The 24,152-nt window shown below is 58.2% G+C and carries 28 protein-coding genes; 16 read left to right on the top strand and 12 right to left on the bottom strand.

What is annotated here, in order from left to right:
• Window positions 1-68 precede the first annotated feature (68 nt).
• The gene (gene rlmB / locus ABLV64_RS10105; RefSeq protein WP_002885669.1) at window positions 69-800 is read left to right on the top strand and encodes a 23S rRNA (guanosine(2251)-2'-O)-methyltransferase RlmB; all 732 of its coding nucleotides are present in this window, start codon (window positions 69-71) and stop codon (window positions 798-800) included.
• 124 nt (window positions 801-924) lie between these two features.
• Window positions 925-2,562 (top strand): isovaleryl-CoA dehydrogenase, encoded by a 1,638-nt coding sequence (locus tag ABLV64_RS10100; RefSeq protein WP_004206449.1) that lies wholly within the window; start codon window positions 925-927, stop codon window positions 2,560-2,562.
• On the opposite strand, the gene yjfN is transcribed toward ABLV64_RS10100, so the two are convergent.
• Window positions 2,553-2,828 (bottom strand): DUF1471 family protease activator YjfN, encoded by a 276-nt coding sequence (gene yjfN / locus ABLV64_RS10095; protein ID WP_004206450.1) that lies wholly within the window; start codon window positions 2,826-2,828, stop codon window positions 2,553-2,555. The genes ABLV64_RS10100 and yjfN overlap by 10 nt on opposite strands.
• A 137-nt stretch (window positions 2,829-2,965) precedes the next feature.
• A complete protein-coding gene (gene bsmA, locus ABLV64_RS10090) occupies window positions 2,966-3,274 on the bottom strand; it encodes a biofilm peroxide resistance protein BsmA (protein ID WP_004206451.1) in 309 nt (102 codons plus the stop codon).
• Between the two features lie 209 nt (window positions 3,275-3,483).
• Here bsmA and yjfP point away from each other — a divergent pair, with 209 nt between their 5' ends.
• Entirely contained in the window at window positions 3,484-4,200 is a 717-nt protein-coding gene (gene yjfP / locus ABLV64_RS10085) for an esterase (protein ID WP_004206452.1), read from the top strand.
• On the opposite strand, the gene ulaR is transcribed toward yjfP, so the two are convergent.
• Both ulaR and ulaG read right to left on the bottom strand, forming a co-directional pair.
• On the bottom strand, window positions 4,197-4,952 hold the full coding sequence (gene ulaR / locus ABLV64_RS10080) for an HTH-type transcriptional regulator UlaR (RefSeq protein ID WP_004206453.1): 756 nt from the start codon (window positions 4,950-4,952) through the stop codon (window positions 4,197-4,199). The two genes, yjfP and ulaR, sit on opposite strands and share 4 nt — an antisense overlap.
• 107 nt (window positions 4,953-5,059) lie before the next feature.
• The gene (gene ulaG, locus ABLV64_RS10075) at window positions 5,060-6,124 is read right to left on the bottom strand and encodes an L-ascorbate 6-phosphate lactonase (RefSeq protein ID WP_049003758.1); all 1,065 of its coding nucleotides are present in this window, start codon (window positions 6,122-6,124) and stop codon (window positions 5,060-5,062) included.
• A 363-nt stretch (window positions 6,125-6,487) separates the two neighbouring features.
• Between ulaG and ulaA the strand changes: the two genes are divergently transcribed.
• The 6 genes from ulaA to ABLV64_RS10045 are packed head-to-tail and all read left to right on the top strand — an operon-like array spanning window position 6,488 to window position 10,897.
• Window positions 6,488-7,888, top strand: a complete 1,401-nt coding sequence (gene ulaA / locus ABLV64_RS10070; protein ID WP_017900593.1) for a PTS ascorbate transporter subunit IIC — start codon at window positions 6,488-6,490, stop codon at window positions 7,886-7,888.
• Window positions 7,889-7,900: 12 nt separating this feature from the next.
• On the top strand, window positions 7,901-8,206 hold the full coding sequence (ulaB, locus tag ABLV64_RS10065; RefSeq protein WP_002885682.1) for a PTS ascorbate transporter subunit IIB: 306 nt from the start codon (window positions 7,901-7,903) through the stop codon (window positions 8,204-8,206).
• Between the two features lie 9 nt (window positions 8,207-8,215).
• Entirely contained in the window at window positions 8,216-8,683 is a 468-nt protein-coding gene (gene ulaC, locus ABLV64_RS10060; protein ID WP_023319570.1) for a PTS ascorbate transporter subunit IIA, read from the top strand.
• 13 nt (window positions 8,684-8,696) lie between these two features.
• The gene (gene ulaD, locus ABLV64_RS10055; RefSeq protein ID WP_017900592.1) at window positions 8,697-9,347 is read left to right on the top strand and encodes a 3-keto-L-gulonate-6-phosphate decarboxylase UlaD; all 651 of its coding nucleotides are present in this window, start codon (window positions 8,697-8,699) and stop codon (window positions 9,345-9,347) included.
• 9 nt (window positions 9,348-9,356) lie between these two features.
• Window positions 9,357-10,211 (top strand): L-ribulose-5-phosphate 3-epimerase, encoded by an 855-nt coding sequence (locus ABLV64_RS10050; protein WP_017900591.1) that lies wholly within the window; start codon window positions 9,357-9,359, stop codon window positions 10,209-10,211.
• The gene (locus tag ABLV64_RS10045; protein ID WP_048322745.1) at window positions 10,211-10,897 is read left to right on the top strand and encodes an L-ribulose-5-phosphate 4-epimerase; all 687 of its coding nucleotides are present in this window, start codon (window positions 10,211-10,213) and stop codon (window positions 10,895-10,897) included. The genes ABLV64_RS10050 and ABLV64_RS10045 overlap by 1 nt, the downstream gene beginning before the upstream one ends.
• A gap of 63 nt (window positions 10,898-10,960) precedes the next feature.
• On the opposite strand, the gene ABLV64_RS10040 is transcribed toward ABLV64_RS10045, so the two are convergent.
• Window positions 10,961-12,154: an MFS transporter gene (locus tag ABLV64_RS10040; RefSeq protein ID WP_085846678.1), complete on the bottom strand. Its 1,194-nt coding sequence runs from the start codon at window positions 12,152-12,154 to the stop codon at window positions 10,961-10,963.
• Window positions 12,155-12,303: 149 nt separating this feature from the next.
• Complete coding sequence (locus ABLV64_RS10035; RefSeq protein WP_004206463.1) at window positions 12,304-12,579, bottom strand: DUF1471 domain-containing protein; 276 nt, start codon at window positions 12,577-12,579, stop codon at window positions 12,304-12,306.
• Between the two features lie 341 nt (window positions 12,580-12,920).
• Between ABLV64_RS10035 and rpsF the strand changes: the two genes are divergently transcribed.
• Genes rpsF through rplI form a run of 4 tightly spaced genes read left to right on the top strand, consistent with a single transcriptional unit; the run spans window position 12,921 to window position 14,359 of the window.
• A complete protein-coding gene (rpsF, locus tag ABLV64_RS10030; RefSeq protein ID WP_002885691.1) occupies window positions 12,921-13,316 on the top strand; it encodes a 30S ribosomal protein S6 in 396 nt (131 codons plus the stop codon).
• Between the two features lie 5 nt (window positions 13,317-13,321).
• Window positions 13,322-13,636, top strand: a complete 315-nt coding sequence (priB, locus tag ABLV64_RS10025) for a primosomal replication protein N (RefSeq protein ID WP_002885722.1) — start codon at window positions 13,322-13,324, stop codon at window positions 13,634-13,636.
• Between the two features lie 4 nt (window positions 13,637-13,640).
• Window positions 13,641-13,868 (top strand): 30S ribosomal protein S18, encoded by a 228-nt coding sequence (gene rpsR / locus ABLV64_RS10020; protein WP_000135199.1) that lies wholly within the window; start codon window positions 13,641-13,643, stop codon window positions 13,866-13,868.
• Between the two features lie 41 nt (window positions 13,869-13,909).
• Complete coding sequence (gene rplI / locus ABLV64_RS10015; protein WP_004206464.1) at window positions 13,910-14,359, top strand: 50S ribosomal protein L9; 450 nt, start codon at window positions 13,910-13,912, stop codon at window positions 14,357-14,359.
• A 108-nt stretch (window positions 14,360-14,467) separates the two neighbouring features.
• Here rplI and ABLV64_RS10010 read toward each other — a convergent pair whose 3' ends face one another.
• Window positions 14,468-15,142: a LysM-like peptidoglycan-binding domain-containing protein gene (locus ABLV64_RS10010; protein ID WP_004206465.1), complete on the bottom strand. Its 675-nt coding sequence runs from the start codon at window positions 15,140-15,142 to the stop codon at window positions 14,468-14,470.
• 219 nt (window positions 15,143-15,361) lie between these two features.
• On the opposite strand from ABLV64_RS10010, the gene fklB reads away from it, so the two are divergent.
• Both fklB and cycA read left to right on the top strand, forming a co-directional pair.
• The gene (gene fklB, locus ABLV64_RS10005) at window positions 15,362-15,982 is read left to right on the top strand and encodes an FKBP-type peptidyl-prolyl cis-trans isomerase (RefSeq protein ID WP_002886687.1); all 621 of its coding nucleotides are present in this window, start codon (window positions 15,362-15,364) and stop codon (window positions 15,980-15,982) included.
• Between the two features lie 305 nt (window positions 15,983-16,287).
• Window positions 16,288-17,691 carry a D-serine/D-alanine/glycine transporter gene (cycA, locus tag ABLV64_RS10000; protein WP_004206470.1) on the top strand — a complete coding sequence of 468 codons (1,404 nt, stop codon included), beginning with the start codon at window positions 16,288-16,290 and terminating at the stop codon, window positions 17,689-17,691.
• Window positions 17,692-17,795: 104 nt separating this feature from the next.
• Here cycA and ytfE read toward each other — a convergent pair whose 3' ends face one another.
• The 4 genes from ytfE to ABLV64_RS09980 all read right to left on the bottom strand — a co-directional run bounded on the left by ytfE (window position 17,796) and on the right by ABLV64_RS09980 (window position 21,339).
• Window positions 17,796-18,458 (bottom strand): iron-sulfur cluster repair protein YtfE, encoded by a 663-nt coding sequence (ytfE, locus tag ABLV64_RS09995; protein WP_004206471.1) that lies wholly within the window; start codon window positions 18,456-18,458, stop codon window positions 17,796-17,798.
• Between the two features lie 82 nt (window positions 18,459-18,540).
• Entirely contained in the window at window positions 18,541-19,512 is a 972-nt protein-coding gene (locus ABLV64_RS09990) for a DMT family transporter (protein ID WP_004206472.1), read from the bottom strand.
• A gap of 75 nt (window positions 19,513-19,587) precedes the next feature.
• Window positions 19,588-20,412: an AraC family transcriptional regulator gene (locus ABLV64_RS09985; RefSeq protein ID WP_048294052.1), complete on the bottom strand. Its 825-nt coding sequence runs from the start codon at window positions 20,410-20,412 to the stop codon at window positions 19,588-19,590.
• A 78-nt stretch (window positions 20,413-20,490) separates the two neighbouring features.
• Window positions 20,491-21,339 carry an SDR family oxidoreductase gene (locus ABLV64_RS09980; RefSeq protein ID WP_048294053.1) on the bottom strand — a complete coding sequence of 283 codons (849 nt, stop codon included), beginning with the start codon at window positions 21,337-21,339 and terminating at the stop codon, window positions 20,491-20,493.
• A gap of 90 nt (window positions 21,340-21,429) precedes the next feature.
• On the opposite strand from ABLV64_RS09980, the gene ABLV64_RS09975 reads away from it, so the two are divergent.
• Window positions 21,430-21,801, top strand: coding sequence for a helix-turn-helix domain-containing protein (locus ABLV64_RS09975; RefSeq protein WP_004206475.1), 372 nt, complete (start codon window positions 21,430-21,432; stop codon window positions 21,799-21,801).
• A gap of 226 nt (window positions 21,802-22,027) precedes the next feature.
• Here the strand turns inward: ABLV64_RS09975 and cpdB are convergent, their stop codons facing one another.
• The gene (gene cpdB, locus ABLV64_RS09970) at window positions 22,028-23,971 is read right to left on the bottom strand and encodes a 2',3'-cyclic-nucleotide 2'-phosphodiesterase (protein WP_032456889.1); all 1,944 of its coding nucleotides are present in this window, start codon (window positions 23,969-23,971) and stop codon (window positions 22,028-22,030) included.
• Window positions 23,972-24,152 lie beyond the last annotated feature (181 nt).

Below are 24,152 nucleotides of genomic sequence, written 5' to 3'. Positions count from 1 at the left end.
TCATCCTGAAGTCTGCTGACGCAGGACGGGGTGAAGGGCGGATAACAGAACCTAAAACGAGTACATCAATGAGTGAAATGATTTACGGCATCCATGCGGTGCAGGCACTGCTGGAGCGCGCACCTGAGCGTTTTCAGGAAGTTTATATTCTGAAAGGCCGTGAGGATAAGCGCCTGCTGCCGCTGATCCACGCTCTGGAAGCGCAGGGCGTGGTGATTCAGCTGGCCAACCGCCAGTTTCTCGATGAGAAGAGCGAAGGCGCGGTACACCAGGGGATCATTGCCCGCGTGAAGCCGGGGCGTCAGTATCAAGAGAATGATCTGCCGGATCTGCTGGCGCAGCTCGATCAGCCGTTCCTGTTGATCCTTGACGGTGTGACCGATCCGCATAACCTCGGCGCCTGCCTGCGCAGCGCCGATGCTGCCGGCGTGCACGCGGTGATTGTGCCAAAAGATCGTTCCGCGCAGCTGAATGCGACGGCGAAGAAAGTGGCCTGCGGCGCGGCGGAGAACGTCCCGCTGATCCGTGTCACCAACCTGGCGCGCACCATGCGTCTGTTGCAGGAGGAGAACGTCTGGATCGTTGGAACCGCAGGTGAAGCCGACCATACGCTGTTCCAGAGCAAAATGACCGGGCCGATGGCGCTGGTGATGGGCGCGGAAGGCGAAGGCATGCGCCGCCTGACCCGCGAGCACTGCGATGAGCTGATCAGCATTCCGATGGCGGGCAGCGTCTCCTCGCTGAACGTCTCGGTGGCCACCGGCATCTGCCTGTTTGAGGCGGTACGCCAGCGCAGCTAAGCTGACCCGCTGACGAAACTGAAAAGCCATCCTTCGGGATGGCTTTTTTGTGACCGCTCTCGCGGGCGAGTATCCCCCCGGATAACCATACTTAGGCTTATCGCCATTGATGGAGGGAGACACGATGCACTGGCAAACCCACACCGTTTTTAATCAACCGACCCCGCTGAATAACAGCAATCTGTTCCTGTCCGATACCGCCCTACGTGAAGCGGTGGTCCGCGAAGGCGCCGGCTGGGATGGCGATCTGCTCGCCAGCATTGGCCAACAGCTGGGGACCGCAGAATCGCTGGAGCTGGGACGCCTGGCCAACAGCAACCCGCCGGAGCTGCTGCGCTATGACGCCACCGGCGCCCGACTGGACGACGTTCGCTTCCACCCCGCCTGGCATCTGCTGATGCAGGGGCTGTGCGCGAACCGGGTGCATAATCTCGCCTGGCAGGTGGATGCCCGTGAAGGCGCGTTTGTCGCGCGCGCCGCTCGCTTTCTGCTTCACGCCCAGGTAGAGGCCGGAACGCTGTGCCCGATAACCATGACCTTCGCCGCGACGCCCCTGCTGCAGCGCGCCCTGCCCGCGCCTTTTGGCGACTGGCTGTCGCCGCTGCTGAGCGACCGTTACGATCCCCACCTCGCCCCGGGCGACCAGAAGCGCGGTCTGCTGATTGGCATGGGGATGACCGAGAAGCAAGGGGGCTCCGATGTGCTGAGCAATACCACCCGCGCGGAGAAAACAGCGGAAGGGTTTTACCGGCTGGTGGGACACAAATGGTTTTTCTCGGTGCCGCAGAGCGATGCGCACCTGGTGCTGGCCCAGACGCCTGCGGGTCTGTCGTGCTTCTTTGTGCCGCGCCTGCTGCCCGACGGGCAGCGCAACGGGGTGCGTCTGGAGCGCTTAAAAGAGAAGCTCGGCAACCGCTCCAACGCCAGTAGCGAAGTGGAGTTTTATGACGCCTGCGGCTGGCTGGTGGGTGACGAGGGCGACGGCGTGCGGCAGATCCTCAGGATGGGCGGTCTCACCCGCTTTGACTGCGCGCTGGGCAGCCATGCCCTGATGCGCCGGGCCTTCTCAGTAGCGCTGTATCATGCGCTACAGCGTCAGGCGTTCGGTAAAAATCTGGTCGATCAGCCGATGATGCGCCAGCTGCTGGGGCAAATGGCGCTCCGTCTTGAAGGACAGACCGCGTTTCTGTTTCGTCTGGCGCGAGCCTGGGACCGTCGGGATGATGCCCGGGAAAGCGCCTGGGCGCGTCTGTTTACGCCTGCGGCCAAGTTTGCCATCTGCAAGGCCGGTATCCCGTTTGTCGCTGAGGCGATGGAAGTCCTGGGAGGGATCGGCTATTGCGAGGAGAGTGAGTTGCCGCGGTTGTATCGCGAGATGCCGGTCAATAGCATCTGGGAAGGCTCCGGCAATATTATGTGCCTCGATGTGATGCGGGTGCTGAGCAAGCAGCCGGCGGCGATGGAGCTGCTGGCCGCGGAGTGTGCGGAGGTGAAAGGACAAAACCGCCATCTCGACCGCGCATGGCGTCAGCTGCAGCAATTGCTGAAACGACCCGCCGAAGAGCAGGGCAGAGAGATTGCCCGGCTGGTCTATCGTCTGGGGGCGGGGGCGCAGATGCTGCGTTTCGCTTCGCCGCCGCTGGCCGAAGCCTGGTGCCGGATGATGCTCGACACGCGCGGCGGCATACGTCTTGACGCGCCGACCCTCGACGACCTGCTGCTGCGGGCCATGGGGCGGGGGCGCCAGGCGCCTCAGGCGTAGAGAATGGCCTGCACGCGCCAGCTGTCCGGCTGTTGTTCCTCGTACATCTGAATAATGCGATACCAGGAGGCGCCTTGCTCGTCCGCTTTGCGGGCAATGGCGTGCTCCACATCCTGTTGGCTGCCGGAAAGATTAGCGACGGAGATCAGACCGATTTCATTCAGGCCGGTAACGCAATCCGCGCTGGCGAATTCGGCTGACTGCGCGGACGTGTTGGCCGTCGCAGTGGTTAACAGCAGGCTGGATAGGGTAAAAGATCGTTTCATCGTCAGCTCCATTTCACGTAGTCCCAAGGGCAGTCCGTTGCTAACGTCCTGCCAGGTGGCTGGCCGAACGTTATTATGCACAGGAGAACGTGAATGGACGCAAAGCTGTGTAAAGCAGATTTAAAGACGCCGCCTCGTCATCGACGATAGAGGATCGCCTGCGAATACCACTGGCCGGGTACCATGGTGTCATCGATCATGATGATGACGTAGTAATCGGCTTTGGCCGCTTCTGCTTTGGCCTTCAGCGCCGCTTCGACATCCATCGGCGAACCGTACATCAGTACGCTCACCGTGGCCATTTTCTGCAGGCCAGCCGTCTGGTTGCGCTGGATCTCCTGCGGATGGTCGGTGGCGGGCGGCGGGGCTTCCGGCGTTCCCTGCAGAGCACTACACCCGCTGAGGACGATAGCCAGTAACCACGGAGACAACCTGCGCATAACCATATCTCGTTTCCTGATAGTGATAGTGTAGTGGTAGCCTTAACAGGATTTCCGGGGAATGTTCCCGAACTGTTATCTCTGACGCGATTTTCGAATGAAAATGTTGTGAAAGCGTAACCGGGTTCTCAACATTATGAATCGTAGCAAACTGGGTTGCCTGGTGAATGCATTTTCCCATGCCGCCTAACCACAATAGAGAAGGGAGACGATAAATGATTGCACTAGAAATGCGCAACCTCGGCGGTGGCGAAATTTTGCATGCCTGCCCGCAGGAGAGTCTGGACAAGCCACTGCCCTGTATCGTCTTTTATCATGGCTTTACCTCATCGAAACTGGTTTACAGCTACTTTGCGGTGGCGCTGGCCCAGGCGGGTTTCCGGGTGATTATGCCGGACGCGCCGGAGCATGGCGCGCGCTATCACGGTGATGAGACCGGGCGGATGCAGCGCTTCTGGCCGATCTTGCAGCAGAATTTCAGCGAGTTTCCCGCGCTGCGCGAGGCGATTATCGCCGAAGGCTGGCTGGAAGGAGAGCGACTGGCGGTGGCGGGGGCGTCGATGGGGGGAATGACGGCCCTGGGTATCATGACGCACCATCCCGAGCTGAACAGCGTCGCCTGCCTGATGGGATCAGGCTATTTTCGTTCGCTGTCGCAAACCCTCTTTCCCTCGCCTGGCTTTGATGGCGACAGCCTCAGCGAATGGGATGTCAGCCATCAGCTGGCGTCGCTCGCCCGGCGGCCGCTGTTGCTCTGGCATGGCGATGCCGACGACGTGGTGCCGCCGGAAGAGACCTTCCGTCTTGAGCAAGCGCTCAGGCAGAGCGACCTTGCAGCCAGGCTGACCTGCGTCTGGCAGAAAGGCGTCCGCCATCGCATCACCCCGGAGGCGCTGGCCACGACGGTCGCCTTTTTTCAGCAGCATCTTTAAACGCGGATCACGCTGACGCCCTGGTCCTCAAGCTGCTTGAGGATCGCGGCATCGGCCTGTTTGCCGGTGATCACCACGTCAATTTGCCCGGCCTGGCTGAATAACATCCCGGCGCGCTCGCCGATCTTGCTGCTGTCGACCAGCACCGCCAGCTTGCCGACCACGCTGAGCATTTTCTGCTCGGCCATGGCGGTCAACATATCGGTTTTGTATAATCCCTCGGCGGTTAACCCTTTGCCGCTGGTGAACATCCAGTGCCCGGCATAGAGGCTGTTTTCACTGCCGTGGGGGCTGAGGGTGATGGCGTGGCTGCGGTTGTACTGCCCGCCCATGATAATCACGCTGTCGTGTTCCTGGTCGATCAGGTAGTTGGCCAGCGGCAGATAGTTAGTGATGATCTGCACCGGTTTGCCGCACAGTTCACGCCCCAGCAGAAAGGCGGTGGAGCCGCAGTTGATGACGATGCTCTCACCCGGCGCGATCAGTTGCGAAGCGGCGCGCGCAATACGCACTTTTTCATCCAGATTCTGCGCCTGGTGGATATTCATCGGCGTCCAGCGGGGGCGCTGCTCGCTAATGGCTTCCGCGCCATTGCGTACCTTTTTCAGTTTGCCGCTTTCATCCAGCTTGTTGATATCACGTCGGGCCGTTGCGGGTGAGATCCCGAGCCGCGACATCACCTGCTCTACGGTAACAAACCCCGTTTGGGCGAGCAGATCCAGCAGAATTTGGTGCCTTTGCGCTTCCGTCATGAGCGAATCCGATTAAAAGTGAACGGCAAAGATGATATTTGAAATCATGTGAAAATACTAACCCTGCGGCGGGGTATTTCCGGCAGGCAGTGCCTGCCGGAGGCGGCTTACAGGAAGGATTTGAACGGCAGGTCCGGCTCAATGGTAAAGCAGTCATCGAAGCCGCGCGGGTAGTGATATTCGAAATTGTCTTTATCCAGCGGCCAGGTAAATTTGCCGCCGACCTGCCAGATAAACGGCTTGAAGCCGTACTTCAGACGATCTTTTTTCATCTCCCACAGGACGCGGATCTCCTGCGGATCGGCCTGAAAGTTCGACCAGATATCATGGTGGAACGGGATCACCACCTTCGCGTTGAGCGACTCCGCCATACGCAGGATATCGGCGCTGGTCATTTTGTCGGTGATCCCGCGCGGGTTCTCGCCATACGAGCCGAGGGCGACGTCAATTTGATGCTCGTTGCCGTGTTTCGCGTAGTAGTTGGAGTAGTGGGAATCGCCGCTGTGGTACAGGTTGCCGCCCGGTGTTTTAAACAGATAGTTGACCGCGCGCTGGTCCATCCCGTCCGGCAGCACGCCGGCGGCTATTTGATCCGCCGGGAGGGTGATCAGCGCGGTACGGTCGAACGCGTCGAGCGCGTGGATCTCAATGTCCTTAATCTTCACGACATCGCCGGGCTTCATGACGATACAGCGCGCTTTCGGCACGCCCCAGCCGATCCACATATCGACGCAGGTTTTCGGGCCGATAAACGGCACATCGGCCGGGCAGTTCTGCATGACGGCGGCGGCGACGTTGACGTCAATATGATCGTTGTGATCGTGGGTCGCGAGGACCGCGTCAATCTGGCGAATGGCGAATGGATCGAGCACGAACGGGGTGGTGCGCAGATTGGGCTGGAGCTTCTTCACCCCTGCCATCCGCTGCATCTGATGGCCGGTTTTCATCAGTGGATTGCCGTGGCTCTGCTTGCCGGTGCCGCACCAGAAATCGACGCAGACGTTGGCGCCGCCTTCGGATTTCAACCAGATGCCGGTACAGCCCAGCCACCACATGGCGAAGGTGCCGGGCGCAACCTGCTCTTGCTCAATCTCTTCATTCAGCCAGCTACCCCATTCCGGAAAGGTGTTCAGGATCCATGATTCACGGGTGATGGTCTGTACTTTACTCATCGCGGTCTTCCTCGTGCATTTTCAAAAGTAATCATTATTTGATTGGTTTTGATTTATGTTGTCACTGTGCTTCCAGGATTGCAATCATGTTTTCCACCCCTTTTGCGATCTGATACGCATGATCTCCCATCTTTTTCACAGCTTACGTGCCTTGGTTTTTGTTTTATCTATATGATTTAAAATGTTTATTTATGTTTCATTATAAATGAATGGAAATAACCTGAATGAAGGAAAGGATTATTGCGGTGTGCGTCACATTTAATCAAATTTAATCTTGTTGTGATTACTTTTGATTATTAGAGTGAGCAGCGAGAAATGCTGAGCGTAAGGCGCGTTCAGCGCCTTCACCATCGGGAGTGTGTTATGGCAATCCTCTACAACATCTTTACCGTTTTCTTTAATCAGGTGATGACTAATGCCCCGCTGCTGCTGGGTATCGTGACCTGCCTGGGCTATATCCTGCTGCGTAAAAGCGTCAGCGTGATTATCAAAGGCACCATCAAAACCATTATCGGTTTCATGCTGTTACAAGCCGGCTCCGGTATCCTCACCAGCACCTTTAAACCGGTGGTGGCGAAAATGTCAGAGGTGTACGGCATTAACGGCGCCATCTCTGACACCTATGCCTCGATGATGGCGACCATCGACCGGATGGGCGAGGCGTATAGCTGGGTGGGCTACGCGGTGCTGCTGGCGCTGGCGCTGAATATCTGTTACGTCCTGCTGCGCCGGATTACCGGCATCCGCACCATCATGCTGACGGGCCATATCATGTTTCAGCAGGCGGGGCTGATTGCGGTCTCGTTCTTTATTTTCGGCTACTCCATGTGGACCACCATCATCTGCACCGCGGTGTTGGTGTCACTCTACTGGGGCATTACCTCCAATATGATGTACAAGCCTACTCAGCTGGTCACCGACGGCTGCGGTTTTTCTATCGGGCACCAGCAGCAGTTCGCCTCGTGGATTGCCTACAAAGTGGCGCCCTGGCTGGGGAAAAAAGAGGAGAGCGTCGAAGACCTCAAGCTGCCCGGCTGGCTGAACATCTTCCACGACAACATTGTTTCCACCGCGATTGTGATGACTATCTTCTTCGGTGCGATCCTGCTCTCTTTCGGCATTGACGTGGTGCAGGCGATGGCGGGTAAAACCCACTGGACGGTCTATATCCTGCAGACCGGTTTCTCCTTCGCGGTGGCGATTTTCATCATCACTCAGGGCGTGCGGATGTTCGTCGCCGAGCTGTCCGAAGCCTTCAACGGTATCTCGCTGCGTCTGATCCCCGGGGCGGTGCTGGCGATCGACTGCGCCGCTATCTATAGCTTCGCGCCGAATGCGGTGGTCTGGGGCTTTATGTGGGGCACCATCGGTCAGCTGATTGCCGTCGGCATTCTGGTCGGCGTCGGCTCCCCGATTCTGATTATTCCAGGTTTTATCCCTATGTTCTTCTCCAACGCGACGATTGGCGTTTTTGCCAACCACTTTGGCGGCTGGCGCGCGGCGCTCAAAATCTGCCTGGTGATGGGCATGATTGAAATATTCGGTTGCGTATGGGCGGTGAAACTCACCGGCATGAGCGCCTGGATGGGGATGGCGGACTGGTCGATTCTGGCGCCGCCGATGATGCAGGGCTTCGCCTCCGTCGGGCTGGCGTTTATGGCCGTCATCATCCTGATTGCACTGGCTTATATGTTCTTCGCCGGCCGCGCGCTGCGCGCCGAGGAGGACGCGGAAAAAAAACTGGCAGAGGCCTCTGCCCAATAAGGAGTTCTGATTATGACCGTACGTATTCTGGCTGTGTGTGGTAACGGGCAAGGCAGTTCCATGATCATGAAAATGAAGGTGGACCAGTTTCTGACGCAATCCAACATCGACCACACGGTAAACAGCTGCGCGGTAGGTGAATACAAAAGCGAGCTGAACGGCGCGGATATCATCATCGCTTCAACCCATATCGCGGGGGAGATTACCGTCTCCGGTAATAAACATGTGGTGGGCGTGCGTAACATGCTTTCGCCAGCGGATTTCGGTCCCAAGCTGCTGGAGGTGATTAAAGCTCACTTCCCGCAGGACGTGAAATAAGGAGCGGCCATGAAACTTCATGAATCGCTGGCGCAGAACCACTCCATCCGCCTGCAGGCGGAAGCGGAAACCTGGCAGGAGGCGGTAAAAATCGGCGTCGATCTGCTGGTGGCCGCCGACGTCGTGGAACCGCGCTATTACCAGGCCATTCTCGACGGCGTGGCCGAGCACGGCCCCTATTTTGTGATTGCCCCCGGGCTGGCGATGCCGCACGGGCGGCCGGAAGAGGGCGTCAGGAAAACCGGGTTTGCGCTGGTGACCCTGAAAAAACCGCTGATTTTCAACCACGAAGATAATGACCCGGTCGACATTCTGATCACCATGGCGGCGGTTGACGCCACCACTCACCAGGAGGTGGGGATTATGCAGATCGTTAATCTGTTTGATGATGAAGCCAATTTCGACCGTTTACGCGCCTGCCGCAGCGAGCAGGAAGTGCTGGATTTAATTAAAAACGCCACCGCGGCGGCTGTTTAAAAGGAACACTATCATGTCATTACCTATGTTACAGGTCGCACTGGACAACCAAACGCTGGCCAGCGCCTACGAGACCACCCGCCTGATCGCCGAAGAGGTGGATATCATTGAAGTCGGCACCATCCTTTGCGTCGGGGAAGGGGTGCGTGCGGTGCGCGATCTGAAAGCGCTGTACCCGCATAAAATTGTGCTGGCGGACGCCAAAATCGCCGACGCCGGCAAGATTCTGTCGCGGATGTGCTTTGAAGCCAACGCCGACTGGGTCACGGTGATCTGCTGCGCCGATATCAATACCGCCAAAGGGGCGCTGGATGTCGCCAAAGAGTTCAACGGCGACGTTCAGATCGAGCTAACCGGCTTCTGGACCTGGGAGCAGGCGCAGGCATGGTGCGAGGCGGGCATCCAGCAGGTGGTCTATCACCGCAGCCGCGACGCGCAGGCGGCGGGCGTGGCGTGGAGCGAGGCGGATATCAGCGCAATTAAGCGTCTGTCCGATATGGGCTTCAAAGTGACCGTCACCGGCGGCCTGGCGCTGGAGGACCTGCCGCTGTTCGCCGGCATCCCCATCCACGTCTTTATTGCCGGGCGCAGCATCCGCGATGCCGCTTCGCCGGTGGAAGCGGCGCGCCAGTTTAAACGCTCTATCGCCCAGCTGTGGGGTTAAGGAGCGGCTATGTTGGCGAAACAAATTCCGCTCGGCATCTATGAAAAAGCGCTCCCCGCCGGGGAGTGCTGGCTGGAGCGGCTAAAGCTGGCGAAAGCGCTGGGCTTTGATTTTGTGGAAATGTCCCTCGATGAAACGGACGCTCGCCTTGCGCGGCTGGACTGGAGCCCGGAGCAGCGTCTGGCGCTGGTCAAGGCGGTGGCCGAAACCGGCGTCCGGGTGCCATCGATGTGCTTGAGCGCCCATCGCCGTTTTCCACTGGGCAGCGAAGATGACGCGGTGCGTCTTCAGGGGCTGGAAATCATGCGCAAAGCCATCCAGCTGGCGCAGGATGTCGGGATCCGGGTGATCCAGCTGGCAGGTTACGACGTCTATTACCAGCAGGCGAACGATGAGACGCGGCGCCGCTTTCGCGATGGCCTGAAAGAGAGCGTCGAGATGGCCAGCCGGGCCCAGGTAACCCTGGCGATGGAGATTATGGACTACCCGCTGATGAACTCGATCAGCAAAGCGCTGGGCTACGCCCATTACCTGAATAATCCGTGGTTCCAGCTTTATCCCGATATCGGCAATCTGTCGGCGTGGGATAATGACGTCCAGATGGAGCTGCAGGCCGGCATGGGGCACATCGTGGCGGTGCACGTCAAAGATACCCGGCCTGGCGTCTTTAAAAACGTGCCGTTCGGCGAAGGGGTCGTCGATTTTGAACGCTGCTTCGCAACCCTCAAACAGACCGGCTACTGCGGCCCGTATCTGATTGAGATGTGGAGTGAAAGCAGCGCGGATCCGCTAGCGGAAGTGGCGAAGGCGCGCGACTGGGTGAAAGCGCGGATGGCCCGCGCCGGGCTGATGGAGGCGGCGTAATGCAACAACTGAAACAGCAGGTGTTCGAGGCCAATATGGATCTGCCGCGCTACGGCCTGGTGACCTTCACCTGGGGCAATGTCAGCGCGATTGACCGGCAGCGCGGGCTGGTGGCGATCAAACCCAGCGGCATCGCCTACGAGTCAATGACCGTCGATGACATGACGGTGGTCGATCTGCAGGGCAACGTGGTGGAAGGGCGCTGGCGTCCCTCCTCTGATACCGCCACCCATCTGGCGCTCTATCGCCGTTATCCCGACCTTGGCGGGGTGGTGCATACCCATTCGACGCACGCCACCGCCTGGGCGCAGGCGGGGCTGGCGATCCCGGCGCTCGGCACCACTCATGCGGACTACTTCTTCGGTGATATCCCTTGCACCCGGGCGCTTAGCGCGCAGGAGGTGGATGAGGCCTACGAGCTGAACACCGGAAAGGTGATTATCGAAACGCTGGGCGAGACAAACCCGTTGCATACGCCGGGGATCGTCGTCTATCAGCATGGGCCGTTCTCCTGGGGGAAAGACGCCCACGAGGCGGTGCACAACGCGGTAGTGATGGAAGAGGTGGCGCGCATGGCGTGGATTGCCCGCGGCATTAATCCGCAGCTGCAGCCGATTGATAGCTGGCTGATGGAAAAACATTTTCTGCGTAAGCACGGGCCGAACGCCTACTACGGGCAGAAGTAAACGACGCGCTCCGGGGCTTTCACCGTCACGGTGAAACAACTGGTCTGGCCCCGGAGCCGTTTTTTAGCCCTGACGATAAGCTGAGGGCATAGCGCGCATGCCGATGAGCGTGACCACGCAAATTATCGCGCCAGCGTAAAATGTCGAAGCGGCGCCGAAGGTTTCCCACAGCACTCCGGCGCAGGTACTGGCCAGCAACAGCGCCAGGCCGCTCATCAGGTTGAACATACCGAACGCCGTGCCGCGTAGCTCCTGCGGCGCCGTATGGGCGACCATCGCCGCCAACAGCCCTTGGGTCATCCCCATGTGAATTCCCCATAGCGCGACCCCGACCAGCAGCGTGCTCCAGTGGCCGCTGAGGGCCAGCACGATATCGGCGAGGATCAGCACCAGCAGACCCCACTGCAGCAGTTTGCTGTGGCTCATGCTGTCAGAGAGCTTGCCGAACGGGTAGGCCGTAACGCTGTAGACGAGGTTCATCGCCACCATCACCAGCGGAATAGTAAACAGCGGGATCTCCATCTGCTGGGCGCGCAGCACCAGAAAGGCTTCGCTGAAGCGGGCAAGGGTGAAGATGCTACCGATGGCGACCACCCACCAGTAGGCGGCGGAGAGCTTTTGTAGATTTTCGCGCTTCAGCGGATTACTGCGTTTATGACCGATGGCGGATTTTGGCTCCTGCAGACCAAAACCCAGCAGGAGAATGGAGAGCACGGCGGGAATAACCGCCACCCAGAATATGGCGTGAAAATCGTTGGCCCAGAGAAACATCAGCAGCACAGCCAGCAGCGGGCCGAGAAAGGCGCCAATGGTATCCAGCGCCTGACGCAGCCCGTAGGCAGCGCCGCGGATCTCCGGTGGGGTGACGTCGGCGACCAGCGCGTCTCGCGGCGCGCCGCGAATGCCTTTGCCTACGCGGTCTATCATGCGGGCGCTAAACACCACGCCGGCGGTCGGGGCGATGGCAAACAGCGGCTTGCTGAGCGCGCCCAGGCCGTAGCCCAGCAGCGCCAGCCCTTTGCGCTTGCCGACGTAGTCGCTGATCGCGCCGGAGAAGACTTTCAGGATCAGGGCGGTGGCTTCCGCCAGCCCCTCGATAAGACCGATAATGATCACGCTGGCGCCGAGGGTGGTGGCCATAAACAGCGGTAAGAGACTGTGGATCATCTCGGACGACACATCCATCAGCAGGCTGACGCCGCCGAGCACCCAAACGCCTTTGGGGATGCGGCCTAAGGTGGCGAAACGCGGAACCATCCATTACTCCTGATTATCAAAAAACAGACTGATGATTAAATCAGGTTGCAATGACGCTGATAAGTCGATTTATAAAATAATTCTCAATTGCGTTTAGGTGAGGGTTTCGCTTCGCCCCTCGCGAGGAGAGGCGAAGAATGGGCCCGGCGTTAGCGGTATATCACCGCGCTGGCGCGAAGCGGGCCGTTGGTTTCTGGTTCATGCATCAGGATGGGCTGGAAGTATTTCGCCCCCTGCGCATCGCTCAGCTGGCTAAGGGCCTGTTCAGCCTCGTGCTCAGTGGCCATATTATGATTGATGTAGATAACGCCGAGGCTCTGCACGTCGTCCATGTTGCGGGCCTGTCGTTCGGTGATTTGGATAGCTGCCAGCGCGTTGGCGCTGAAGAAAAGCGCAGCCATCATGGCGATGATTTTCAGTTTCATATACTACGCTCCTGACTGACAGTCCTGACGCTGACTCGGGGGCTCTCCTGTGGTCGTTGGGCTTTGATATAAGTGTAATCGCTGCGCGTTCGTCGCATGGCGACCTTTTCTGATGCAGTTGTTCAAAAAAATGCCGCTTCCTTTGCTGGTTAATTTTAAATCACCCACTTAGCGCAACTTGACGCATAGTGCGAATTATTTGTGCAAATGCGCTTGTGTTCCTGGGGGGCCGCCATTAGAATGACGCGTCAATTTTTCAGCCGCCCTTTAACACGTTCCTTGCCTCCATGGGCCGCGGCTGACCCAGACAGGAGGCTGAATAATCCGTAAGGAGCAATTCGATGCGTCATTACGAAATCGTTTTTATGGTCCATCCTGACCAGAGCGAACAGGTTCCGGGCATGATCGAACGTTACACTGGTGCAATCACTGCAGCAGCAGGTACGATCCACCGTCTGGAAGACTGGGGCCGCCGTCAGCTGGCTTATCCGATCAACAAACTGCACAAAGCTCACTACGTTCTGATGAACGTTGAAGCGCCGCAGGAAGCGATCGATGAGCTGGAAACTAACTTCCGCTTCAACGACGCCGTTATCCGCAGCATGGTAATGCGTACTAAGCACGCTGTTACCGAAGCATCTCCGATGGTTAAAGCGAAAGACGAGCGCCGTGAGCGTCGCGAAGATTTCGCCAACGAAACCGCAGATGATTCTGAAGCTGGGGATTCTGAAGAGTAATCCTGATGACCAACCGTCTGGAGCTGTCCGGCATTATTTGCAGGACTCCACTTCGTAAGGTCAGCCCGTCAGGAATTCCTCACTGCCAGTTCGTGCTTGAGCATCGTTCAGTGCAGGAGGAAGCCGGTTTTCACCGGCAGGCATGGTGTCAGATGCCCGTTATTATTAGCGGTCACGAGAACCAGGCCATTACTCACAGTATAACGGTCGGTAGCGCAGTAACCGTTCGAGGGTTCATCTCTTGCCATAAGGCAAAGAACGGCTTGAGCAAAATGGTTCTGCATGCCGAGCAGATTGAATTGATAGATTCTGGAGACTAGCCATATGGCACGTTATTTCCGTCGTCGCAAGTTCTGCCGTTTCACCGCGGAAGGCGTTCAAGAGATCGACTATAAAGATATCGCTACGCTGAAAAACTACATCACCGAAAGCGGTAAGATTGTCCCGAGCCGTATCACCGGTACCCGTGCAAAATATCAGCGTCAGCTGGCACGCGCTATCAAACGCGCTCGCTACCTGTCCCTGCTGCCGTACACTGATCGTCATCAGTAATCGGTCACGGTCCATTAATACGACTTTGAGAGGATAAGGTAATGCAAGTTATTCTGCTTGATAAAGTAGCAAACCTGGGTAGCCTGGGTGATCAGGTTAACGTTAAAGCGGGCTATGCTCGTAACTTCCTGGTCCCGCAGGGTAAAGCTGTTCCTGCTACCAAGAAAAACGTTGAATTCTTCGAAGCGCGTCGCGCTGAACTGGAAGCCAAACTGGCTGACGTTCTGGCAGCTGCTGAAGCTCGTGCTGCGCAGATCAACGCCCTGGAATCCGTAACCATCGCGTCTAAAGCTGGCGACGAAGGTAAACTGTTCGGTTCCATCGGTACTCGCGACATCGCTGACGCTGTCACTGCAGCAGGCGTTAAAGTTGCTAAGAGCGAAGTTCGCCTGCCGAACGGCGTTCTGCGTAACGTTGGCGAGCACGAAGTGGACTTCCAGGTTCACAGCGAAGTATTCGCTAAAGTTATCATCAACGTGGTTGCTGAGTAATCGGCATCTGACGTTCTGGTAACAACAAACCGCCGGCCTTGTGCCGGCGTTTTGCTTTCCAGAGCCCTTCATTTTGCGGCGGCGTAACGCTCGCTGTCGTCTTCTCTGCTAGCGCGCACGCACAAAACTGCCATTCGACTGGCGGGTAAACAGCACCTGCTGACCATTGCCGGTATCAATAGTGAGCCCGGTGACCACGCCGTTGGCGTTCTGCCGAATCTGCACCGTCTGTCCGCTCTGCAACGTGCTTAATGGTTTACCTGCGCCTTCAACCTGCGCCATGGCGTAGACGTCGGTGGCCGGCAGCCCATGATCGCGGAACAGCTGGGCCAGGGTTTTGCCCGACTCGATGCGATAGGTTCGCCACTGTTGCTCAATGCCCGGCGCGGACTGCTGCGATGAAGATTGATAGGGCTGGGAGGCGGCGGGCTGCTGCGTTTGCGCCTGGTCCGGTTGCTCATCCTGAATCGGCTCCGGGGCGACCGGTGCCATCTGGTCGGCATCGCTCACGGTAGGCGTATTGGTGATCGGCGGCAGGGGAACAGCCTGATTGCCGCCAGCTTGCGGCTGGGACTGCGACTGCAGATTCAGGTTTGCTTCACGGCTGGCGGACGCCGGGTTTTGGCTATCGTCAGAGGGAAGCAGAATGCCGATGATAACCAACAGGAAGCCAGCGATAATTCCCCGGCGGTGCATTGGGGGCAGTGGGTCCAGGAGGCGAAAATGATCCGGGGCGTGCCAGATTTTCGCCAGGGTAGATGTCAGTTCAAAGCGCCCGGGCATGGCTTTCCTCCTGCTCCGCATATTTTTATCCTGCCTATGAGTATAGATGGCTAACGTCCTGATGACCGGAACAAAGTGAAGTTAACCTGATGCCGCCTATTGTTTCTTTTTCGCTGAGATTTGTCATCATCCGCCGACAAAGTTTTACCCATTTCGCTATGGCTGTTATGCTTCCGGACGCTTTTCTCTTGATGTTTATCACCCAAAAAAGGAACAAAGATGGCAACCCCAACTTTTGACACTATCGAAGCGCAGGCAAGTTACGGTATCGGCTTGCAGGTTGGACAACAGCTGAGCGAATCCGGCCTGCAGGGGCTGCTGCCGGAAGCGTTGGTGGCGGGTATCGCCGATGCGCTGGAAGGTAACCAGCCGCAGGTGCCGGTAGAAGCCGTCCACCGTGCGCTGCGTGAAATCCACGAGCGCGCCGACGCCGTGCGTCGCGAGCGTTTCCAGGCGATGGCCGCTGACGGCCAGAAGTACCTTGATGAAAACCGCGAGAAAGAGGGTGTGAACAGCACCGAGTCCGGCCTGCAGTTCCGCGTGCTGACCCAGGGCGAAGGCCCGATCCCGGCCCGTACCGACCGCGTACGCGTGCATTACACCGGTAAACTGATCGACGGCACCGTCTTCGACAGCTCCGTCGCCCGCGGCGAACCGGCAGAGTTCCCGGTGACCGGCGTAATCGGCGGCTGGATTGAAGCGCTGACCCTGATGCCGGTAGGTTCCAAATGGGAACTGACCATCCCGCACAACCTGGCCTACGGCGAGCGCGGCGCTGGCGCGTCGATCCCTCCGTTCAGCACCCTGATCTTCGAAGTTGAACTGCTGGATATTATCTAAACAGCAGAGGCTTCCTCTTCCCCAGCGGCGGGGGAAGCCACAAAAATAGCGTAAAATCCTTAAGTTAAAAATTAATTGGAATTATGTTTTGCATTCATCGCATATGGGTGTATTTTTGTGAGCTATTTCGCGTTAGATGAGTGATATAACACTCACTTTAAACATAAAATTAACATTATATCTAAATCATAGTATTCATCCCTCCGATTCTTACCTAATATCGACTAGCCCTTGCTGGGGTTAATGACAGACGACAGGCCATCAGAGCCTGAACAACACAGACAGGTACAACAGGAAGAAATCACATGGTAGATCAGGTTAAAGTCGCTGCTATCGAGCAGGAGCCGACTGAACAATCGCTACGGCGAAATCTCACAAACCGACATATTCAGCTGATTGCAATTGGCGGGGCGATCGGCACTGGATTATTTATGGGTTCTGGCAAAACCATCAGCCTTGCCGGGCCATCCATTATTTTTGTTTATATGATTATCGGTTTTATGCTGTTTTTCGTTATGCGAGCCATGGGCGAATTACTGCTGTCGAACCTCGAATATAAATCCTTCAGCGACTTCGCGGCCGATCTGCTGGGCCCCTGGGCGGGCTACTTTACCGGCTGGACCTATTGGTTCTGCTGGGTGGTGACGGGGATGGCGGACGTGGTGGCGATCACCGCCTACGCGCAGTTCTGGTTTCCCGGACTCTCCGACTGGGTCGCGTCGCTGGCGGTGATCCTGCTGCTGCTGGGCCTGAACCTTGCCACCGTCAAAATGTTTGGCGAAATGGAGTTCTGGTTCGCGATGATCAAAATCGTCGCCATCGTGGCGCTGATCGTGGTCGGCCTGGTGATGGTCATGATGCATTTTAAATCGCCGACCGGCGTCGAAGCCTCTTTCGCGCATCTGTGGAATGACGGCGGCTGGTTCCCTAAAGGGCTGAGCGGCTTCTTCGCCGGCTTCCAGATTGCGGTATTCGCCTTCGTGGGGATTGAGCTGGTCGGTACCACTGCGGCTGAAACCAAAGACCCGGAAAAATCCCTGCCGCGGGCGATTAACTCCATCCCGCTGCGTATCATTATGTTCTACGTCTTCGCATTGATTGTGATTATGTCGGTGACGCCGTGGAGCTCCGTGGTGCCGAGCAAGAGCCCGTTCGTTGAGCTGTTCGTGCTGGTCGGTCTGCCGGCGGCGGCGAGCCTGATTAACTTCGTGGTGCTGACTTCCGCAGCCTCCTCAGCCAACAGCGGCGTCTTCTCCACCAGCCGTATGCTGTTCGGTCTGGCGCAGGATGGTCAGGCGCCGAAGATGTTCGCCAAACTGTCGAAGCGTGCGGTGCCGGCGAAGGGCTTAACCTTCTCCTGCATGTGCCTGCTGGGCGGTGTGGTGATGCTGATGGTCAACCCGAGCGTGATCGCCGCGTTCACCATGATCACCACGGTGTCGGCGATCCTGTTCATGTTCGTCTGGACGATTATCCTTTGCTCTTACCTGGTCTATCGTAAAAAGCGTCCGCAGCTGCACGAGAAGTCCAAGTATAAGATGCCGCTGGGCAAATTAATGTGCTGGGTGTGCATGGCCTTCTTCGTCTTCGTACTGGTGCTGTTGACCCTCGAAGATGATACCCGTGAAGCGCTGATGGTCACCCCGCTGTGGTTTGTTCTGCTGGGTGCGGGCTGGCTGTTTGCCGGCAAAAAACGTCTGGCGAAATAAACGAAAATTTTAACGTTGCTTGCAACGGATCGTCATAAAAAAGGCCACTCAAAGTGGCCAAATAAGACGGACAATGTCGAGGGCGCCTGCGGGCGCCTTTTTCTTTACTGACCGGCGAGCGCACGCGGGAACAGCACGTTATTTTCCAGACTGATATGCTCCATCAGATCGTCGATCATCTCGTTGATACCGTTATACATTGCCTTCCAGGTGGTGCAGGCTTCCGGCGGCGGCGTCACGTTATGGGTGATATGTTTGATTACCTCGAGCAGTTCGCCCGCTTCATCATGCTCGCTTTCCATTACGCCGATCGGGCCCCCGGCCTGGGCGCCCATCCCCTGTTTGATCATCGGAAACAGGATCTGCTCCTCTTTCATCATGTGGCTGGAGAGCTCCTGCTGCAGCATGGTCAGGTACTTCGTCAGCCCTTTCGGCACATTCGGTTTATCGGCGTGGACCCGTTCAACCTTGGTGGCTTGCAGGATCAGCTCCGGCAGCTGTTCGCGGTGCCGGTCATGATAGCGAACGATGATATGGTCGATGATCTCCGCCAGAGGCGCCGCGCGCCAGTCGCGGGTGATAGGCTCCCCGGCCAGTTTCTCCAGCTCGGCTTCAATCACCGCGACATCCAGCGCTTTGCGCGATGCGGCGCGCGCCAGCGTCTGTTTGCCGCCGCAGCAGTAATCCATATCGTATTGACGGAACAGGGCGGAGGCGCGCGGGATGGTCAGCGCCAGCTCGCCTAAAGGTTGGTCACGGAAAGCCATAGCAGTTACCTCGTCATCAGGAATATAAGATGTATTTTAAATGCATCTTTTTGGCGAGGGAATACCCCTTAATAGGGCCCGGCTACTTTTTTTCGTTCGTCAGCGGTTGCAACGTCGGTTTTTCCGGCCTGGCGCGGACGGCGGAGACCACGCCGAGCACCAGCAGCAGGATACCGCTCAGGGTCAGCAGCGGCGGTAAACTTTGCCGCAACAGAAAGGTATACAGAAGCCCGGCCAGGGTTTCGAAAACGATAAGCGGCCCGAGGATCACCGTCGGTAATCGTTGACTGGCAATATTCCAGCACAGCGCGCCGACCCATGAGCAGAGCACCGCGATGGCCAGCATCAGCGTAATAAACACCGCCGGGCGCGGGCCGAAGGGCAGGGGGAACCCGGCCTGCTGACCGTGCAGCCAGGCGCAGGCGGCGAGATAGCCGGCCAGCGAAACCGGAAGCGTCACCAGCGCCTGAGCGGTAGCCCACATCATCGGCGGTTGATGCGGGTTCTCCCGAAGCCAGCGGGCGTTGCGCAGGGCATACCAGGCCCAGCAGACCACCGACCCCAGCGCCAGCGCAATGCCGGAGCCGTAGCGCCACGGGCTAAAATCAGGCAGCCCCTGGCGCAGTTCCGCGACGTTAACGCAGATCAGGCCGACGGCGATGCAGACCAGCGCCGGAAACAGGCGCCGCCATGGCAGCTTTCCGTCGCGCTGGCTGTAGAGCAGATTGGCGAAGACCGGCAATACCACCGGCAGCGTGCCGATAATCATGGTGGAGACCGGCGCCCCGGTACGCTGAATGGCGCTGGCCAGGCAGACGTAATAGATAAGATTTCCCATCATCGTCAGACCCAGCGCGGTCCACCAGTCGTTCCGGCTCAGCTGGCGCAAACGCGCGCGCCCGAGCCATGCCAGCGGCAGGGCGATCAGACCCAGCGCCAGATAGCGTCCCATCGACTGCAGCATCGCCGGATACTCTGGCACCAGCAAAGGCCCGACGAAAATTAAACCCCACATCAGCCCCGCCAGCAGGGCGTACAACACACCACTAATCATCATTGCATCCATTGTCATCACTGTTGTCTGCAGTGTAGAAGGAGGCCGGGCGGGAATATTGTATGAGATTGCGCATCAGCGCCTGGCGACCTGCTTCTGATAGCGTACCGGCGTAATGCCGTAACGCTGGGTGAAGGTGCGGGTCAGGTGAGACTGGTCGGTGAGGCCGACGGCTATCGCCACTTCGGCGGCGGGCATGCCGTGGGTGAGAAACGCTTTGGCGCGCCACAGGCGGATGGCCATCAGCATCTGATGGGGCGTTACGTGATAGTGGGCTTTAAACTGGCGCTGAAAGTGGTACGGGCTCAGCGCCGCCACCTGCGCCAGCTCGTCGAGGGTGATGGGGCGCATATAGTTATCATGCAGGTAGTCGCGCACGCGGTCGAAGCGATGCCCGGCCTCACCCTGCGCCGAGGCATGGTGGGCCAGAGGGCGAAAGGCGTCGATGAGGTCGAGCAGCATTCCCTGCTGGGCCAGCGCATCTTCGCTGTGCCACAGACCGTAAATCAGCTGGCCAATCCGCCGGGACCGCAGGGGATCCTCGCGGACCACCTCGCTGAACCACCAGTCGCGCACCCCGGTGATGGCTTCCAGACGGTCCGGCTCCAGATAAATCATCCGGTAGCGCCAGCCGTCAGCGGTTTCCGCTTCGCCGGTGTGCAGCTCGTCGGGATTCATGGTGACAATGGCGTTGGCGGCGGCAATGTGCTGACTGCCGCGGTAGCGAAAGCGCTCGGCGCCCTGCTCAATCACGCCAATGCCGAAAGCTTCGTGGGTATGGGGTTCAAAGGCGTAGCGGGAGATATGGGCGTGGTAAAGCTCTACCCCGGGCAGCTGTTCGAGATGGCGAAAGCGCGCGCGATCTTTTTCATCACTAAATTGGGGTGGTACGCCCTGCATGCCTGCCTCCCGACGATTAATCTCTTCAATATGAGAGAGGAACCGCCGGGACGCAACCGCAAAAGCTGAGAGGGGCGGTTACAGAATGCCTTTCACGCTTTCGGCAAGGGAGGTGGTCGGACGGCCGATCAACGTACTCAGGGTGCGGCTGTCGTCAAACAGCCCGCCTTTCGAGGCGCCGACGTCGGAGTCTGCCAGCATATCGGCCAGACCCGCCGGCAGGCCGACGCTTTTCAGCGCGGCGGCGAAGTCGGCTTCGCTGAGATTTTGGTAGACCACGTTTTTACCGCTTTGCTTGCTCAGCTCAGCAGCCAGGTCGCTCAGCGTCCAGGCGTTATCACCCGCCAGTTCATAAACTTTCCCTGCATGGCCTTCACCGGCGATAACGCGGGCGGCCGCGGCGGCATAATCTGCGCGGGTGGCGGAGGCAATTTTACCTTCGCCGGCGGCGCCGATAAACACGCCGTGCTCCAGCGCCGGCGGCGCGCTGGCCAGATAGTTTTCAGTATACCAGCCGTTACGCAGCAGGGCGTAAGCGATACCCGAGTCGGCCAGCATCTGCTCGGTTGCAATATGCTCTGCGGCCAGGCCCAGCGGCGAAGTGTCGGCGTGCAGCAGGCTGGTGTAGGCGATGAACTTCACCCCAGCGGCTTTGGCGGCGTTGATGACGTTGCGGTGCTGTACGGCGCGCTGGCCGACTTCGCTGGAGGAGATTAACAGCAGTTTATCCACGCCCTGCAGCGCGGCGGTCAGCGCCGCTTCGTCGCTATAGTCGGCCTGGCGGACGACAACGCCCTGCTGGCTGAGAGTCTGGGCTTTGGCCGGGTTGCGGACAATCGCCACAATCTGGCCGGCAGGGACGGTTTTAAGCAGGTCTTGCAGAACGTAGTGGCCAAGCTGGCCGGTGGCACCGGTAAGAGCGATCATTAGTCTTCTCCTTCGTGTTTAGTGGCAGTTGTGGTAAGCTAACACCTTAACTAACTTTTAGTAAGTACGTACAAAAAGGTAAGTGTGAAAATGGCCGAACCGACGCTGAGCGAGAAACTGCGCAATGGCAATTTGTTTGCGGAACAGTGCCCGTCGCGCGATGTGCTTAAACATGTCACCAGCCGCTGGGGCGTGTTGATTCTGGTGGCGCTGCGCGAAGGAACTCATCGCTTCAGCGATCTGCGGCGCAAAATGGGCGGAGTCAGCGAAAAGATGCTGGCGCAGTCGCTGCAGGCCCTGGAGCAGGATGGTTTTATCGACCGCGTCTCTTATCCGGTGGTGCCGCCGCACGTTGAATATAGCCTGACGCCGCTCGGCCTGCAGGTGAGCGAGAAGGTGGCGGCCCTGGCGGACTGGATCGAGGTTAATCTGCCGGCGGTGCTGGCTAGCCACGAGGAGTGAAAATGTATCACTCCCTGTAGCCCCGGTAAGCGCAGCGCCACCGGGGAGATGTTCCCGGATAGCGGCTGGCGCCTTATCCGGGCTACCCATCAGCTCCGGTTTGTAGCCCCGGTAAGCGCAGCGCCACCGGGGAGATATTTCCGGATAGCGGCTGGCGCCTTATCCGGGCTACTCGTCAGCTCCGGTTTGTAACCCCGGTAAGCGCAGCGCCACCGGGGAACAGGGATTACTGACTCAAATCCAGCTGATAAATGGCGAAGCCGATATCATCGGTGGCCACCTGACGCATCGGATACTGGGCTTTCTCTTTGATAAACGCCGCGGCTTTGTCGCCAGGCGAGGTCTCAAAACGGATATCCAGCGGCGTCTTACTGTGGATCGGCGCCAGACGCCAGTTGTTATCCGCCGCCGGATGGATCGCGCCATCCTTCTTCGATTGCGCGCCAATCCACGCCGCCAGCACTGAACGGTTTTCATCCGGTGAGGCGAAGGCGATATGGCTTTCGCCGGTGCCAGCGAATTTACCGCCGTACGCGCGATAGTTATTGGTGGCGACCAGGAAAGTGGCCTGCGGATCGACCGGTTTGCCGTTGAAGGTCAGGTGCTTAATACGCTCTGCCTGCGGATGGATCATCTGACATTCGCCGTCGTAGCGGGCCGGCTGAGTGACGTCGATCTGGTAGTTCACCCCGTCAATCACGTCGAAGTTATAGGTGCGGAAGCCGTCCCAGTTGATCAGCGACTGCGGCTTGCTGCTGGCGGGATCGATCTGGTTAAACTGCCCGGCGGAGCACTCCAGCCACTCCTTGACCTCCTTCCCGCTGACCTTCATCACCACCAGGGTGTTCGGGTAGAGATAGAGGTCGGCGGCGTTGCGGAAGGTAAGCTGGCCTTTTTCCACTTCCACGAAGCTCGCCGGATCGTTTTTACGCCCGCCGACTTTAAACGGCGCGGCAGCGGAGAGTACCGGTAGTTTCGCCAGATCCGGGTCGCCCTGAATGTAGTGTTCAACGTAGGCTTTCTGCGCCATGTTGACCACCTGCACCGTCGGGTCGTCCTGCACCAGCGCCAGATAGCTGTACATGTTGTCGGCGGACTTGCCGATCGGCTTACTGACGAACTCGCGAGTAGCGTCGTGATCGGCTTTCAGCACCGCCACCAGCTTACCGTCTTCGTCCGCCAGCGATTTCTTCGCCACCGCGTCGTAGATTGGCCGTGCTTCCGCTTTACTCTGAGTCACCTGCCATTTGCCGCTGTCGTTGTTCAGCACCAGATCGACCACCCCGAGATGATCGCCCCACATTCCCGGCATCACCGCCGGTACGCCGTTCAGCGTCCCTCTGGCGATATCCGCGCCTTTAATGTTGGCGAAGTCTTTGCCTGGGAATACCGCGTGGGCGTGGCCGAACATGATGGCGTCAACGCCGGGCACCTGGCTTAAGTAGTAGACTGAGTTCTCGGCCATCGCCTGATACGGGTCGGCGGAGAGGCCGGAGTGAGCGACCACTACCACCACATCAGCCCCTTTCGCCCGCATCTCCGGGATATATTTGCGCGCGGTTTCGGTAATGTCGTTGACCGTCACTTTGCCGCTAAGATTGGCTTTATCCCAGGTCATGATCTGCGGCGGCACAAAGCCGATATAGCCGATGCGCAGGGTGTGGGATTGACCTTCGCTGTCCTGAACCGGGGTATCCTTGATCAGGTACGGGGTGAACAGCGGTTTGCCGGTTTTGGCATCGATGATATTGGCGTTCACGTAGGGGAATTTCGCCCCGGCTAGCGCCTTGTGCAGGAAGTCGAGGCCGTAGTTGAATTCATGGTTGCCCAGGTTGCCGACGGCATAATTCAGGGTATTCATCGCCTTATACACCGGATGAACATCGCCCTCTTTCAGTCCCTTGGCGGCCATGTAGTCGCCCAGCGGGCTCCCCTGGATGACATCCCCGTTATCCACCAGTACGCTGTTTTTCGCTTCTGCCCGCGCCTGTTCAATCAGGGTGGCGGTACGCACCAGGCCGAATTTCTCCGTGGCGGCATCTTTGTAATAGTCAAAGTCCATCATATTGCTGTGCAGATCGGTGGTTTCCATGATCCGCAGGTCGACCGTTGCGGCGTTGACGCTGGCGGCGATCAGCGTGGCCAGGAGCGTTGCGCTAAACTTAATCATCAGAGGCGTCCTTTTTTATGAGCGATAGCACAGAAGAAAATGTATTTATATTCTGTTGCTTACAGAAATGTGAATCTTGCCAGAAAAGCGGGCAGAGAAACCGCCATCGTTATCACAGATAGCGGAACTTGCGGTGATGCGATATAAATAAAACAACAAGTTAACGCCACTGTAACCAGAC

This window comes from Klebsiella sp. JB_Kp031 (genome assembly GCF_040064295.1).
Lineage (GTDB): Bacteria > Pseudomonadota > Gammaproteobacteria > Enterobacterales > Enterobacteriaceae > Klebsiella > Klebsiella quasipneumoniae.
The sequence above is the reverse complement of the archived record's forward strand: the minus strand, read 5'-3'. Positions and strand labels throughout refer to the sequence as shown.

Coding starts and splice junctions, on each gene's coding strand:
- rlmB (WP_002885669.1), top strand. CDS start 69: ATGAGTGAAATGATTTACGGCATCCATGCGGTGCAGGCACTGCTGGAG.
- ABLV64_RS10100 (WP_004206449.1), top strand. CDS start 925: ATGCACTGGCAAACCCACACCGTTTTTAATCAACCGACCCCGCTGAAT.
- yjfN (WP_004206450.1), bottom strand. CDS start 2,828: ATGAAACGATCTTTTACCCTATCCAGCCTGCTGTTAACCACTGCGACG.
- bsmA (WP_004206451.1), bottom strand. CDS start 3,274: ATGGTTATGCGCAGGTTGTCTCCGTGGTTACTGGCTATCGTCCTCAGC.
- yjfP (WP_004206452.1), top strand. CDS start 3,484: ATGATTGCACTAGAAATGCGCAACCTCGGCGGTGGCGAAATTTTGCAT.
- ulaR (WP_004206453.1), bottom strand. CDS start 4,952: ATGACGGAAGCGCAAAGGCACCAAATTCTGCTGGATCTGCTCGCCCAA.
- ulaG (WP_049003758.1), bottom strand. CDS start 6,124: ATGAGTAAAGTACAGACCATCACCCGTGAATCATGGATCCTGAACACC.
- ulaA (WP_017900593.1), top strand. CDS start 6,488: ATGGCAATCCTCTACAACATCTTTACCGTTTTCTTTAATCAGGTGATG.
- ulaB (WP_002885682.1), top strand. CDS start 7,901: ATGACCGTACGTATTCTGGCTGTGTGTGGTAACGGGCAAGGCAGTTCC.
- ulaC (WP_023319570.1), top strand. CDS start 8,216: ATGAAACTTCATGAATCGCTGGCGCAGAACCACTCCATCCGCCTGCAG.
- ulaD (WP_017900592.1), top strand. CDS start 8,697: ATGTCATTACCTATGTTACAGGTCGCACTGGACAACCAAACGCTGGCC.
- ABLV64_RS10050 (WP_017900591.1), top strand. CDS start 9,357: ATGTTGGCGAAACAAATTCCGCTCGGCATCTATGAAAAAGCGCTCCCC.
- ABLV64_RS10045 (WP_048322745.1), top strand. CDS start 10,211: ATGCAACAACTGAAACAGCAGGTGTTCGAGGCCAATATGGATCTGCCG.
- ABLV64_RS10040 (WP_085846678.1), bottom strand. CDS start 12,154: ATGGTTCCGCGTTTCGCCACCTTAGGCCGCATCCCCAAAGGCGTTTGG.
- ABLV64_RS10035 (WP_004206463.1), bottom strand. CDS start 12,579: ATGAAACTGAAAATCATCGCCATGATGGCTGCGCTTTTCTTCAGCGCC.
- rpsF (WP_002885691.1), top strand. CDS start 12,921: ATGCGTCATTACGAAATCGTTTTTATGGTCCATCCTGACCAGAGCGAA.
- priB (WP_002885722.1), top strand. CDS start 13,322: ATGACCAACCGTCTGGAGCTGTCCGGCATTATTTGCAGGACTCCACTT.
- rpsR (WP_000135199.1), top strand. CDS start 13,641: ATGGCACGTTATTTCCGTCGTCGCAAGTTCTGCCGTTTCACCGCGGAA.
- rplI (WP_004206464.1), top strand. CDS start 13,910: ATGCAAGTTATTCTGCTTGATAAAGTAGCAAACCTGGGTAGCCTGGGT.
- ABLV64_RS10010 (WP_004206465.1), bottom strand. CDS start 15,142: ATGCCCGGGCGCTTTGAACTGACATCTACCCTGGCGAAAATCTGGCAC.
- fklB (WP_002886687.1), top strand. CDS start 15,362: ATGGCAACCCCAACTTTTGACACTATCGAAGCGCAGGCAAGTTACGGT.
- cycA (WP_004206470.1), top strand. CDS start 16,288: ATGGTAGATCAGGTTAAAGTCGCTGCTATCGAGCAGGAGCCGACTGAA.
- ytfE (WP_004206471.1), bottom strand. CDS start 18,458: ATGGCTTTCCGTGACCAACCTTTAGGCGAGCTGGCGCTGACCATCCCG.
- ABLV64_RS09990 (WP_004206472.1), bottom strand. CDS start 19,512: ATGATTAGTGGTGTGTTGTACGCCCTGCTGGCGGGGCTGATGTGGGGT.
- ABLV64_RS09985 (WP_048294052.1), bottom strand. CDS start 20,412: ATGCAGGGCGTACCACCCCAATTTAGTGATGAAAAAGATCGCGCGCGC.
- ABLV64_RS09980 (WP_048294053.1), bottom strand. CDS start 21,339: ATGATCGCTCTTACCGGTGCCACCGGCCAGCTTGGCCACTACGTTCTG.
- ABLV64_RS09975 (WP_004206475.1), top strand. CDS start 21,430: ATGGCCGAACCGACGCTGAGCGAGAAACTGCGCAATGGCAATTTGTTT.
- cpdB (WP_032456889.1), bottom strand. CDS start 23,971: ATGATTAAGTTTAGCGCAACGCTCCTGGCCACGCTGATCGCCGCCAGC.